Consider the following 12,017-nt stretch of genomic DNA (forward strand, 5'->3'; position numbering starts at 1 on the left):
ATCGCGCCCGGGCCGAGCCCGGCGCCGGGCTCGGCCGGTGACGAGGGCGTTGCGGCGGGGGGCGTGCAGCGGTTCAGCGGCGGGTGCGGAGGTAGTCGACGACCATCTGCACGGCCTGGGCTTCGCGATCCTGGATCAGCGCGAACTGGCTGAGGTCCTTGCCGAAAACCACCGACAGCGTCTGCATGTTGGAGACGTAGAAATAGCAGAGCGAAATGATCGAGATGTAGAGCTGCATCGGGTCCACATCGGTGCGGAAGGTGCCCTCGGCGTGGCCCCGCTTCACGATCTCCTGCAGCTCGCCGACAATGGGCGAGCGGATCTCGTCGAGATTCTTGATCTGCTTGACGAATTTGGCGTTCTGCAAGTTTTCCACAGAGAGCAGCCGCGGGAACCACGGGTTGGCGAGGAAGTGCCGAAATGTAAACCGGATAACCCGGTCGATAGCTTCCACCGGATCATACTGGCTGATGCGCAACTCGCGCTCGCCGCGGCGGATTTCCTGGTAGGCGTCGAGCAAGACGGCCTGATACAGGGCCTCTTTATTCCCGAAATAGTGGTAGAGCAGCCGCTTGTTGGCCTTGGCGCGGTCGGCAATGGCATCGACCCGGGCGCCGTTGAAGCCTTCTTCGCAGAACTCGTCGCGCGCCGCCTTGAGGATCGAGGCCTTGGTCTTTTCGGCATCGCGCGGGCGTACCGGGGCGGGTGTGGCGGCGCGCCGCCGAACCTTCACCGCTGCCACCTCGCTCGCCATCGATCTCACTCCCCGCGCCGTTGCGGCTATGCTGCCCGGTGTAACGGGACAGTTCATCAGCCGCGCTCCGAGCACACGAAAATCGTTCTTTCGTTCAAGCTCCGGCGGCCGCTCTTGACGGTCCATCCTAGCGACGTGTATCCAAGTAACCAAGTAGTTACAAAAGTGAGACTGGGAGAGAGGGATGGCCGAGCGTCGGCTGGGACTGATCATGCACGGCGTGACGGGCCGTATGGGGTATAACCAGCACCTGGTGCGCTCGATCCTCGCTATCCGCGAGCAGGGCGGGGTGGTGCTGTCGAACGGCGACCGGCTGGTGGTCGACCCGATCATCGTCGGCCGCGACCGCGAGAAGATTCAGCGGCTGGCCGACAAGCACCAGATCAAGCGCTGGTCGACCGACCTCGATGAAGTGCTCGCCAATTCCGAAGACGAAGTGTTCTTCGACGCCGGCACTACGCAGATGCGGGCCGAGCTGTTGAGCCGGGCGATCGATGCAGGCAAGCACGTCTATTGCGAGAAGCCGGTCTCCGACGACCTCGAGTCGGCTATCGCCCTGGCAAAGAAGGCCAAGGCCTCGGGCGTCAAGCATGGCGTTGTGCAGGACAAGCTGTTCCTGCCGGGGCTGCTGAAGCTCAAGATGCTGAAGGACGCCGGGTTCTTCGGTCGCATCCTCTCGGTGCGCGGCGAGTTCGGCTATTGGGTGTTCGAGGGCGACTGGGGCCAGCCGGCGCAGCGCCCGAGCTGGAACTATAGGAAGGCCGATGGCGGCGGCATCATCCTCGATATGCTGTGCCACTGGCGCTATGTGCTGGATAACCTGTTCGGCGAAGTCGAGGCGGTAAGCTGCCTCGGCGCCACGCATATTCCGTCCCGAGTGGATGAGCACGGCAACACCTATGAAGCCGATGCGGACGATGCGGCCTATGCGACGTTCCAGCTCAAGGGCGGCGTGGTGGCCCATATCAATTCGAGCTGGGACGTGCGCGTGCGCCGCGACGACCTCGTCACCTTCCAGGTCGACGGCACGCATGGCTCGGCGGTGGCGGGCCTCCACAAATGCTTCAGCCAGCACCGGGTGAATACGCCGAAACCGGTATGGAACCCCGACCAGCCGCAGACCATCGATTTCTTCCAGAACTGGGAAGAAGTGCCCGACAACTGGCCGGCGCAGAACGGCTTCAAGGCGCAATGGGAAATGTTCCTGAAGCACGTCGCCGAGGACGCGCCGTGGCCCTATGGGCTGGAAGCCGGCGCCAAGGGCGTGCAGTTGGCAATGCTCGGACTGCAGAGCTGGAAAGAACGGCGCTGGCTGGATGTGCCAGCGCTGGGGATTTGAGGGATGCCGACTGAGAGAGACTCCCTCCTCCCATCCTCCCCCACAAGGGGGGAGGTGCCGCCCTGTGGATTTGGCCCTATCCAGCCACAGCCTCGACTCTTCATCTCCCCCCTTGTGGGGGAGGCCGGGAGGGGGGTGGCCACACGCCCGGAGGTAAACCGTGCCTGAACTCCTCCTCCCCAACCCAGATCGCAGCATCACGTCCTACCGCCTCACCGGCACGCCGATCCCGTTCGAGAAGCACGCCGCCAGCGATTTTCCGCGCATTGCCTATGCCGCGGCACATGTGGTTGCCGATCCGCTGGCCGCGAACGATCCCTGGCTGACGCCCGCCATCGACTGGGACACGACACTGAAGTTCCGCCACCGGCTGTGGGATCTGGGGCTTGGCGTGGCCGAAGCCATGGATACGGCGCAGCGCGGCATGGGGCTTACCTGGAGTGACGCGCAGCAGCTGATCCGCCGGGCCCAGGCCGAGGCGCGGGGCCGGTCGGATGCGCTGATCGCCTATGGCGCCGGCACCGATCACCTGGCGTCCGGACCCGATGTCACCATCGACGACGTGATCCGCGCATATGAAGAGCAGGTCGGGTTCGTCGAAGGCGAGGGCGGGCGCATCATCCTGATGGCGTCGCGGGCGCTCAAGGTCGCGGCGAAATCGCCCGACGATTATGCCCGGGTCTATGGCCGGATCCTCGGCCAGGTGAGGCAGCCGGTGATCCTCCACTGGCTGGGTGAGATGTTCGACCCGGCACTCGAGGGCTATTGGGGCAAGGCCGACCACAACGCGGCGATGGATGTCTGCCTCGAGGTGATCGCCGCGCATGCCGACAAGGTCGATGGCATCAAGATCTCGCTGCTGAGCAAAGAGAAAGAAATCGCCATGCGCCGCCGGCTGCCTGCGGGCGTGCGGATGTATACCGGCGACGATTTCAACTATGCCGAGCTGATCGCCGGCGACGAACGAGGCCACTCCGACGCGCTGCTCGGTATCTTCGACGCTATCGCTCCGGCCGCCTCGGCGGCGCTGGCGGCATTGGGGCGCGGCAGCGACAACGAGTTCTTCGAACTGCTGGAGCCCACCGTGCCGCTCAGCCGGCACATCTTTGCGGCGCCCACCCGCTTCTACAAGACCGGCGTGGTCTTCCTCGCCTATCTCAACGGGCTGCAGGAGCACTTTGCGATGATCGGCGGCCAGCAATCGACCCGCTCGCTGCAGCATCTGGCGGAGCTGTTCCGGCTGGCCGACAAGGCCCGCGTGCTGGCCGACCCGGCGCTCGCGGTCGAGCGGATGAAGCGGGCGCTGGCTGTGCATGGGGTGGCTTGAGGTGGTGGTGACTGAGAGAGACGGCCCCCTCCCGGCCTCCCTCATGAAGGGGGAGGTGAAGAGTCGAGGCTGTGACTCAATCGTGCCAAACACTCGATGCGGCACCTCCCCCCTTGTGGGGGAGGATGGGAGGGGGCCGTCTCTATCGGCTTTGCGTTTCTGATGACCCAGCAACTCTCGATGAACCTTGCGACCCTCCGCAACGGCTCCAGTTTCGCGCAGATGGTCGACGATTGCCTCCGGCATAGCGTCACCGCCATTTCGCCGTGGCGCGATCAGGTGGCCGCGGTCGGGCTTGCCGAGGCCGCCAGCATCGTCAAGGCCAACGGTCTCAGGGTTACCGGGCTCTGTCGCGGCGGCATGTTTCCGGCCGAGACCGCTGAGGGACGGCAGGCCAATATCGACGACAATCTTCGCGCCATCGACGAAGCGGCAGCATTGGGTGCCGATTGCCTGGTGCTGGTGGTCGGCGGGTTGCCCGGCGCGTCGCGCGACCTGCCGGGGGCCCGGCAGATGGTCAGCGACGGCATTGCGGCGATGCTGCCGCATGCCCGCGCCGCCGGTGTGCCGCTCGCCATCGAGCCGCTGCACCCGATGTATGCAGCCGACCGGGCGTGCGTGAACACCATCGACCAGGCGCTCGATATCGCGGCGGAGCTGGGTGAGGGGGTCGGCGTCGCCATCGACGTCTACCACGTCTGGTGGGACCCCAACCTTGCCGCCGCCATCGCCCGGGCCGGGCGGGAAGGGCGCATCTTCGCCCATCACATCTGCGACTGGCTGGTGCCGACCACCGACATGCTGCTCGACCGCGGCATGATGGGCGACGGCGTCATCGACCTCAAAGCCATCCGCACAATGATCGAAGCCGCCGGCTACCATGGCCCGCAGGAAGTCGAGATCTTCAGCCGCGACAACTGGTGGAAGCGGCCGGGCGACGAGGTGGTGCGGGTGTGCGTGGAGCGGCTGAGTACGGTGTGCTGAGGGGCCGGAACGGCCGTAGCCGGCGCGTGGGGCTCCCCCCTCCCAACCTCCCCCACAAGGGGGGAGGTGCCGTTCAGTGTTTGCGGCACGATCCCGCCAAATCCACCGGCCCGACACCTCCCCCTTGATGGGGGAGGCCGGGAGGGGGTGGGGCCGCCCAAGGGATGTCGAGGTGGCGTAGGCGCTCCTACCTCCCCCCAAAAGCATCGCTTGCACCCCGCGCTTCAGCCGCTAATCTCCCGGCAAAAATCCGAGGAGACTCCATGCATATCCTGATCATCGGGGCGGCCGGCATGATCGGCCGCAAGCTTACGTCTGCGCTGCTCAAGTCGGGGCAGGTGGGCGGCAAGGCCATCAGCAGGTTCACGCTCACCGACGTGGTCGAGCCGGCAAAGATCGATTTCAACGGCGACGTGACCACCGTGGTCTCCGACGTGTCGCTGCCGGGCGAAGCCACCAAGCTGATCGCCTCGCGTCCCGACCTGATCTTCCACCTCGCGGCGATCGTTTCGGGCGAGGCCGAGGCCGATTTCGACAAGGGCTATCGCATCAACATGGATGGCATGCGGTTCCTGCTCGAAGCCATCCGTCAGGAAGGGCTCAAGGCGCCGTACCTGCCGCGCCTCGTCTTCACCTCGTCGATCGCGGTGTTCGGCGCGCCGTTCCCGGAAGCCATCGGCGACGAGTTCTTCAACACACCGCTCACCAGCTACGGCACGCAGAAGGCAATCTGCGAGCTCTTGCTCAACGACTACTCGCGCAAGGGCTTTGTCGATGGCGTCGGCATTCGCCTCCCCACCATCACCATCCGGCCGGGCAAGCCCAATGCCGCGGCCTCGGGGTTCTTCTCCAACATCCTGCGCGAGCCGCTGGTCGGGCAGGAGGCGGTGCTGCCGGTATCGAAGGACGTGCGCCACTGGTTCGCCTCCCCGCGCGCCGCGATCGGTTTCCTGACCCATGCCGCCGAGCTCGATACGACCAAGCTCGGCTGGCGCCGTACTCTCTCGGTGCCGGGGCTCTCGACCACGGTGGGCGAAGAGATCGAGGCGCTGCGCCGGGTGGCCGGCGACAAGGCGGTGAGCCTGATCAAGGACGTGCCGGACCCCAAGATCATCTCGATGGTGGCGGGCTGGCCGCGGAATTTCGACGCCAAGCGGGCGATTGCGCTGGGCTTCAAGGCCGAGCAGAGCTTCGACGAGATCATCCGCATCCATATCGAGGACGAGCTCGGCGGCAAGATCGGCGGGTAGGGTCGGCCACCCCCGCCCAGCTACGCTGCTGGCCGTCGGCCCTGGCTGCGCTGCCCTCCCCTCAGGGCGCTACCGCGTCCCCTTGATGGGGAGGGATCAAGGGTGGGTTGGGCCACCAGCACTCTCGTCGCGATGCGAACCTCAGCCCGCGACCGCTGCAGGCTTTGGCGTCAGCCCGCGATAGCGGGCGGTTCGTAGCTCGTTGATGTAGTGCTCGAGGTCAGGCATGCCCGAGGCTTCGGCCTGCCGGATCGATGCCTCGATATCATAGGGCAGGCGGGCGAGGCTCACCGTCCAGGGCGCCGGCTCGGCGCTGTCGAAGCGGCCTTCGAGGATGGCGTAGCAGGCGAGGGGGACATCGAGCGGGTTGCCGACGCTGCCGGCGTTGAACAGGCATTTGTGCGCGAAGGTCTTCACATAGGCAGTGTGGACGTCGCCACAGCCGACAATGTCGGGCGCCGGGCCATGGCCGGTGAAGTCGGTGTTGTCGAACATCTGGAGGTGGTCCTCGCGGCTGTCATACTGGCGCACCCGGTGGTTGATGCCGCGCGCCGAGGCATGGAACAGCCGCACCATGCGGCCACTGAGGCGAAAGTCGAGAGTTTCCGGCAGCTCGCGGAGGTAAGCGAGCCGCTCGGGGCCCAACTGCCGGCGGTGCCAGATCGAGATGGCATCTGCGTCGCAGTCGGCCAGCCCGGCGTCCCAGTTGCCCTTGACGGTGGCCACGCAGACCCGGCGCGAAATGTCGATGACTTCGGCGCCGCTTGGTCCCTTCCCGGCGAGGTCGCCCAGCCCGTAGATACGGCTGATGCCCCGCTCGGCGATATCGGCCAGCACCGCCTCGAGCGCCGGCAGGTTGCCGTGGATGTCGGAGATGATGGCGATGCGATCGAGCGGCGGGCCCATGCTGGTGCTACTTCTGCGGCAGCCATTGCTTGGGGATCTTGCAGACCATGGTGTAGGCCGGGTCGTAGACGTTGCCGACCTCGTAGCGCACCACCTGGCCCATCAGGTGGCTGGCGGCGGTCTTTGAAAGCCCGTACTCGGTGCAGAGCCAGTTGAACATGTCGCTGGTGGCGTGCTGCAGCGCCTGGTCGAGCGGCCGGGCATTGCCGACCGAGTAGATCTCGGTGGCGTTTTCGCCGCGCGGCCAGACGAGCTTCCTGCCCTTTTCGACGGTCAGCCGCACCTCGACCTCGTAGCTGGTCTCGATGCCGGTGCCGACGATCTCGCCATCGCCCTGCACGGCGTGGCAATCGCCGAGGAAGAACAGCGCGCCATCGACCGCCACCGGGAACCACACGGTCGCTCCGGGGCCGAAGCCGCGATAATCCATGTTGCCGCCATTCTCGGCACTGGTGGCGGTGGAGAAGGCCTGGCCGAGGCTCGGCGCCACCCCGAAGCAGCCGATCATCGGCTCGAGCGGCAGCACGAAATGTTCGAGCCCCTTCACCGGCGGCTGCAGCTGCGCGGTGCCGGCCTGGCGGTCGATCGACCAGTTAGCGGTTTCGCGCGAGGGCAGGTCGCGCACCGATTCCGGATCGACGACGTTCCCGGCCAGCGACGAGCGGGTCCAGCCGGTGGCGCGGTTCGGAGTCATTCGGAGGATTTCGACCTTCAGCGCGTCGCCCGGCGCGGCGCCCTCGATGAAGATCGGCCCGTTCATCGGGTTGGGGCCGGGCTGGCGCTGCACCCTGTCCTTGTCGAACCCCCAGGCATCGAGCGTCTCGGTGATGACGATATCGCCCGAGGCGACGGTAAAGGCAGGGGGGCGCGTCCCCAGCACATTGTGCCACTCGGTAGCAACGAAGCGATGCGTGGTCATTGGGGCGGTTCCTCCTCGCGGGGGCATAGGGGTAGCGGGAGCGGGGAGGGTTGTCACGTGGGCCGAAAGGCTTGGGGGTGTGGGCTCCCGACCTCCGGCCTCATCTCCCCCTTGGCGGGGGAGAAAGCGAAAACTTGGGCTTGGCGCAGCTAAGTCCTTAAATTCCATTCTCCCCCGCAAGGGGGGAGATGTGCAGAGACCGGTGGTTTTGCCCCTCACAACCCCGCCAGCCACTCTGCATACTCCGCCTCGTGCCGTCCCTCGAAATTCGCCATCCCCTGTTTGGTCAGCACGCCGCGCCGCGGTGGGATGAAGGAGTGGATGCGGCGTTTGGGATGTTCGCGCCAGTTGACGTTCACCGCCGCGAATTTGGGGAAGAACTCGAGCTCGTCATAGGGCAGGTGGTCGTGGATCCACCAGCCGAGCGCCTCCCAGCGGCCGGTGGCTTCGTAGTAGGGGATCAGCGCGTGGACGATGATGCAGGCGGTGGCCCCGATGCTGCCCGTGGCGTCGCGCCGATCCCAGATATGGCCGCCGAAATTGGTCTCGTCGCGCCCGCAGTTGAGGTCATGCTCGTTGCCGAACTGGTTGACCGCAGGCGAGCGATAGGCCGAACGGATCGAGATGCGGCCGAAGCGCGCCATCAGTGGTTCGAGGCACTCCTCGCAGAGGCGTTTGCCGGCTGCGATGGCGAGGTCGGGGTCATCGGGAATGTTCGGGATGCCGTAGAAACTGGCGATCTCCGAATAGAGAAAGTCGCGCATGAAGAAGTTCTGGCTGAGCCGCACCCGGCCCAGTTCCTCGAGGCCCTTCATGCTCTGAGGTTTTCGCATCCTGGCTAATCCTTCGACTGTACGGCCGGATACACCCTGCGCTATCAATCACTTGGCGGACCACCCGTTTCTTACAGGAGTTGCACGATGTTGAAGTTGCTAGCCGCGCTCGGCCTCGCATTTGCCCTGAGCGCATTCCCGGCCCTGGCGCAGACCGATGCCGACACCGATGCGGCGGTGGATAGTTCGCTGGGCGATCACACTGCCTATCGCGCTGCGTTCGACGCCATCCAGAAAGCCGTAGCCGAGGGCGACAAGGCCGGCTTTGCCGCCTGGGTGTCGTACCCGATCGCGGTCACTGCCGATGGCGAGGAGATGAAGCTCTCCGACGCCGCGCAGTTCGAGGAACACTACGACAATATCCTCACCGACGAGATCAAGGCGGCGATCACCGACCAGAAGTGGCACGACCTGTTCGTCAACTACCAGGGCATCATGTTCGGCAACGGCCAGGTCTGGCTCAACGGCATCTGCAAGGATGACAAATGCGCCGAATTCGACGTGAAGATCATCACCATCCAGTCAACTGCCGATATCACCCCGAAGGCCAACTAGCCCGCGGGGCGATTCGTCTGCTTTAGTCCCCTTCGGGTCCCCTGCTGGGGAAACCCGGGGGGACGCCATGCTGCTGCAGATCATCTTTTATGTCGCGATCACCGCCGAGGCGATGACTGCCGCGCTGGCGGCGGGGCGGCGCAAGATGGATTGGTTCGGCGTTTGCGTCCTCGCCTGCGTCACGGCGCTGGGCGGCGGCACGGCGCGCGACCTGGTGCTGGGGCATTACCCGCTGATCTGGGTGGAGAACCCGTATCTGCTGATCATCTGCTGCGCCGCGGCGTTCGTCACCATCGCACTGGCCCGCTACATGGCGGCGTTGCGCTGGCCGTTCCTGCTGCTCGATGCGCTGGGGCTTGCGGCCTTCACCATCATCGGCTGCAATGTGGCGCTGGAAATGGGGCAGCAGCCGATCATCGTGGTAGTGGCGGGGATGATCACCGGCATTGCCGGCGGCATCATGCGCGATATCCTCTGCAACGAGGTGCCGCTGGTGTTCTCGTCCGAGCTCTATGCCACCGTCGCGATCATTTCGGGTACGCTCTACTATCTGGGCCGCGCCGTGGAGGTGCCGCACGATATGCTGGTGCTGGGCACCATCGCCATCGGCTTCGCGCTGCGCGTCGCGGCAATCGTGTGGAAGCTCGAAATGCCGAAATTCGTCTACGACAAGGAACTTCGCTGATGGCTCGCCCGCAACGCATGCAGCTGTCGCGCAAGGCCGGCTTCAACCTGCAGGCGGCCTCGCTGGCGCTCAATGGCCTGCCGGCCAGGCTGATCACCCGGCCCGGGCGATGGGGCAACCCGTTCACCATCGACGACATGGCCAGGCAATATGGGCTCGATCGTGCCGCGGCGCAGGCCAAGGCGGTGGAGCTGTGTGCCCAGTGGTTGCGCGGCACGCTCGATCCGGCCTTGTCGCCGGGCGAGCCGCCGGCGCGGGCTGTCATCCGGGCTGAACTTCAAGGACATAATCTTGCCTGCTGGTGCAAGGCGGGAACGCCCTGTCACGCAGATACATTGATCGAACTGGCGAACGGATAGGCTGATGGCACGGATAAACTACCTCACAAGCATCGAGTTCGGCGCGGGCGCGCTCTCAACCCTTGCCGAGACGGTGGAGGAGTTCCGGCTCAACCGGCCGCTGCTGGTCGCCGATCGCGGCGTGCTCGCAGCCGGGCTGGTGGCCGAGGCGCTGGCGCATCTGCCGGCCGAGACGCCGGTGTTCCTCGATACGCCGCCCAACCCCACCGAGGGGGCGGTGATCGCGGCGCTGGAACAGTATCGCGGCGAGGGCTGCGACGGCATCGTCGCCATCGGCGGGGGCTCGCCCATCGACCTCGCCAAGGGCGTGGCGCTGCTTGCCACCCATCCGGGGCCACTCGAACAATATGCGATGATCTATGGCGGACTGGAGCGGATCGGGGCCAAGGTGGCGCCGCTGATCGCGGTGCCGACCACGGCGGGGACCGGCGCCGAGGTCGGCCGGGCGGCGCTCTTGACGCTCGACGATGGGCGAAAGCTCGGCTTCATCTCGCCACACCTGATCCCCAGGCGGGCCATCTGCGACCCGGCGCTGACCTATGGCCTGCCGGCCGGGCTCACCGCGGCGACCGGGCTCGACGCGCTCAGCCATTGTATCGAGACGCTCTGCTCGCCGCGGGTCAATCCGCCGGCCGAGGCGATCGCGCTCGATGGGGCAGGGCGGATCTGGCGCCATCTCGAGACCGCCTGTCGCGAGGGCCGCAACGCCACGGCCCGCTCGGAGATGATGATGGGGGCGCTGATGGGCGGGTTGGCCTTCCAGAAGGGATTGGGCGCGGTGCACGCGCTGAGCCATGCGCTGGGCGGCCTCAAGGATGTGTCGCTGCATCACGGCACGCTCAACGCCATCCTGATGCCGCCGGTGCTGCGCTTCAACGCGCCGGAGATCGGCGAGAAGCTGGGACGGCTGAAGGCGGCGATGGGCTTCCCACCGGCCGCGGACCTGGCGCGCGAACTCGATACGCTCAACCGCCGGCTCGGCATCCCCCAGGGGCTGCGCGGGCTGGGCGTACGCGAGGATCACTTCGGCTGGGTGATCGAGCGCGCGCTGGCTGACCACAGCCACGCAACGAACCCGCGGGCGGCGACGGCGGAGGATTATCGGCAGCTGCTGGAAGCGGCGATGGATTGAGGGGGCTTCCGCCAGACTCTCGGCCGCTTCCCTCCCCCTTGAGGGGAGGGATTGAGGGAGGGGGTGGTGCAGTCAGCACCGAGACCGCCTCACCACCACCCCCAGCCCCGCCCCTCAAGGGGAGGGGAGCGAGCGGCCGGTGGTCGCCTGAAAACCCCTCACTCGTCCGCAAACAGATCCGCGTGTTCCTCGGCCAGTTTGGGCAGAGACGGCGCCAGTTCGTTGAGATGCAAGTGCATCATGCTCACCGCGCCGTCCACGTCGTTGCGCTCGAGTGCGTCGACCACGGCGGTGTGCTGGGCGATTACCTGCGGACGAGGGGTGGCTTCGGGGAAGCCGAGGAAGCGGACGCGGTCGAGCTGCGCCTTGAGGCTGACGATGTGGCGCCAGGCATGCTCCACCCCGCCATGCGCGGCGATGGCGCAGTGGAAATCGTCGTCGAGCCGCATGAAGTCGATCAGCTTGCCGGCGAGCGCCACACGCTGCTCGGCCACCAGTTCGCGCAGCTCGGCGATGCCCGACGGCTTGATCTTTTCGGCGGCCTTGCGGATCACCGCCAGCTCGATCGCCTCGCGGATGAAGCGGGAGTTCTGCACCTCGCGGATCGAGATCAGCTTGACGAAGGTGCCGCGCTGCGGCCGCACCTCGACGAGGCCGGCTTCCGCCAGCTTGATGAAGGCCTCGCGCACCGGCTGGCGCGACACGCCCATATGCCGGGCGAGCTCGGCCTCCGAGAGCAGGTGCCCGGGCCTCAGCTGCAGCTGCACGATGGCATTGCGGACCGTGTCATAGACCCGCTGGCTCATCGAAACTTGCCGCGTTCCGGCGATGACGGGCTGGTTTACCAGCTCCAGTTCAATGGTCATGTTGACTCCCCCAACGCTGCCATACTAGCACCGGTTGGCGCGGTTGGAAGCGCTAGAGCATTCGCCGGTTCAATGAAACGGCGAAATGCTCGAGGCCAGTGAGTTGTC

General features: G+C 66.0%; 13 protein-coding genes. 8 read left to right on the top strand and 5 right to left on the bottom strand.

Going from position 1 to position 12,017, the window contains the following annotated elements; translation table 11 throughout:
* Nucleotides 1-73: 73 nt before the first annotated feature.
* Nucleotides 74-754 (bottom strand): TetR/AcrR family transcriptional regulator, encoded by a 681-nt coding sequence (locus tag AC1ROK_RS16830; RefSeq protein ID WP_056001474.1) that lies wholly within the window; start codon nt 752-754, stop codon nt 74-76.
* A gap of 184 nt (nt 755-938) precedes the next feature.
* On the opposite strand from AC1ROK_RS16830, the gene AC1ROK_RS16835 reads away from it, so the two are divergent.
* From AC1ROK_RS16835 to denD, 4 genes are all read left to right on the top strand, one after another.
* On the top strand, nt 939-2,093 hold the full coding sequence (locus tag AC1ROK_RS16835; protein WP_492848948.1) for a Gfo/Idh/MocA family protein: 1,155 nt from the start codon (nt 939-941) through the stop codon (nt 2,091-2,093).
* A gap of 160 nt (nt 2,094-2,253) precedes the next feature.
* Nucleotides 2,254-3,420, top strand: a complete 1,167-nt coding sequence (locus AC1ROK_RS16840; RefSeq protein ID WP_492848951.1) for a dihydrodipicolinate synthase family protein — start codon at nt 2,254-2,256, stop codon at nt 3,418-3,420.
* A gap of 162 nt (nt 3,421-3,582) precedes the next feature.
* On the top strand, nt 3,583-4,404 hold the full coding sequence (locus AC1ROK_RS16845; protein WP_492848953.1) for a sugar phosphate isomerase/epimerase family protein: 822 nt from the start codon (nt 3,583-3,585) through the stop codon (nt 4,402-4,404).
* Nucleotides 4,405-4,667: 263 nt separating this feature from the next.
* Complete coding sequence (gene denD / locus AC1ROK_RS16850) at nt 4,668-5,654, top strand: D-erythronate dehydrogenase (protein ID WP_492848955.1); 987 nt, start codon at nt 4,668-4,670, stop codon at nt 5,652-5,654.
* Between the two features lie 141 nt (nt 5,655-5,795).
* Here the strand turns inward: denD and AC1ROK_RS16855 are convergent, their stop codons facing one another.
* From AC1ROK_RS16855 to AC1ROK_RS16865, 3 genes are all read right to left on the bottom strand, one after another.
* Complete coding sequence (locus tag AC1ROK_RS16855) at nt 5,796-6,560, bottom strand: metallophosphoesterase family protein (RefSeq protein ID WP_492848957.1); 765 nt, start codon at nt 6,558-6,560, stop codon at nt 5,796-5,798.
* 7 nt (nt 6,561-6,567) lie between these two features.
* Nucleotides 6,568-7,479, bottom strand: a complete 912-nt coding sequence (locus AC1ROK_RS16860) for an acetamidase/formamidase family protein (protein ID WP_492848960.1) — start codon at nt 7,477-7,479, stop codon at nt 6,568-6,570.
* A 215-nt stretch (nt 7,480-7,694) separates the two neighbouring features.
* Nucleotides 7,695-8,312, bottom strand: coding sequence for a hypothetical protein (locus AC1ROK_RS16865; protein WP_492848962.1), 618 nt, complete (start codon nt 8,310-8,312; stop codon nt 7,695-7,697).
* 87 nt (nt 8,313-8,399) lie between these two features.
* Here AC1ROK_RS16865 and AC1ROK_RS16870 point away from each other — a divergent pair, with 87 nt between their 5' ends.
* From AC1ROK_RS16870 to gbd, 4 genes are all read left to right on the top strand, one after another.
* Complete coding sequence (locus AC1ROK_RS16870) at nt 8,400-8,867, top strand: hypothetical protein (RefSeq protein ID WP_492848964.1); 468 nt, start codon at nt 8,400-8,402, stop codon at nt 8,865-8,867.
* A 67-nt stretch (nt 8,868-8,934) separates the two neighbouring features.
* Nucleotides 8,935-9,552: a trimeric intracellular cation channel family protein gene (locus tag AC1ROK_RS16875; RefSeq protein ID WP_492848966.1), complete on the top strand. Its 618-nt coding sequence runs from the start codon at nt 8,935-8,937 to the stop codon at nt 9,550-9,552.
* The gene (locus tag AC1ROK_RS16880; RefSeq protein ID WP_492848967.1) at nt 9,552-9,911 is read left to right on the top strand and encodes a DUF4326 domain-containing protein; all 360 of its coding nucleotides are present in this window, start codon (nt 9,552-9,554) and stop codon (nt 9,909-9,911) included. The genes AC1ROK_RS16875 and AC1ROK_RS16880 overlap by 1 nt, the downstream gene beginning before the upstream one ends.
* Before the next feature lie 4 nt (nt 9,912-9,915).
* Entirely contained in the window at nt 9,916-11,043 is a 1,128-nt protein-coding gene (gene gbd, locus AC1ROK_RS16885; RefSeq protein ID WP_492848969.1) for a 4-hydroxybutyrate dehydrogenase, read from the top strand.
* A 158-nt stretch (nt 11,044-11,201) separates the two neighbouring features.
* Here gbd and AC1ROK_RS16890 read toward each other — a convergent pair whose 3' ends face one another.
* Nucleotides 11,202-11,909, bottom strand: coding sequence for a GntR family transcriptional regulator (locus AC1ROK_RS16890; protein ID WP_492848971.1), 708 nt, complete (start codon nt 11,907-11,909; stop codon nt 11,202-11,204).
* Nucleotides 11,910-12,017 lie beyond the last annotated feature (108 nt).

Source organism: Devosia sp. GW821-FHT12F11 (genome assembly GCF_058806655.1).

Bases quoted from the DNA above. Each gene is read 5' to 3' on its own strand.
- AC1ROK_RS16830 (WP_056001474.1), bottom strand. From the start codon at position 754: ATGGCGAGCGAGGTGGCAGCGGTGAAGGTTCGGCGGCGCGCCGCCACA.
- AC1ROK_RS16835 (WP_492848948.1), top strand. From the start codon at position 939: ATGGCCGAGCGTCGGCTGGGACTGATCATGCACGGCGTGACGGGCCGT.
- AC1ROK_RS16845 (WP_492848953.1), top strand. From the start codon at position 3,583: ATGACCCAGCAACTCTCGATGAACCTTGCGACCCTCCGCAACGGCTCC.
- denD (WP_492848955.1), top strand. From the start codon at position 4,668: ATGCATATCCTGATCATCGGGGCGGCCGGCATGATCGGCCGCAAGCTT.
- AC1ROK_RS16855 (WP_492848957.1), bottom strand. From the start codon at position 6,560: ATGGGCCCGCCGCTCGATCGCATCGCCATCATCTCCGACATCCACGGC.
- AC1ROK_RS16860 (WP_492848960.1), bottom strand. From the start codon at position 7,479: ATGACCACGCATCGCTTCGTTGCTACCGAGTGGCACAATGTGCTGGGG.
- AC1ROK_RS16865 (WP_492848962.1), bottom strand. From the start codon at position 8,312: ATGCGAAAACCTCAGAGCATGAAGGGCCTCGAGGAACTGGGCCGGGTG.
- AC1ROK_RS16870 (WP_492848964.1), top strand. From the start codon at position 8,400: ATGTTGAAGTTGCTAGCCGCGCTCGGCCTCGCATTTGCCCTGAGCGCA.
- AC1ROK_RS16875 (WP_492848966.1), top strand. From the start codon at position 8,935: ATGCTGCTGCAGATCATCTTTTATGTCGCGATCACCGCCGAGGCGATG.
- AC1ROK_RS16880 (WP_492848967.1), top strand. From the start codon at position 9,552: ATGGCTCGCCCGCAACGCATGCAGCTGTCGCGCAAGGCCGGCTTCAAC.
- gbd (WP_492848969.1), top strand. From the start codon at position 9,916: ATGGCACGGATAAACTACCTCACAAGCATCGAGTTCGGCGCGGGCGCG.
- AC1ROK_RS16890 (WP_492848971.1), bottom strand. From the start codon at position 11,909: ATGACCATTGAACTGGAGCTGGTAAACCAGCCCGTCATCGCCGGAACG.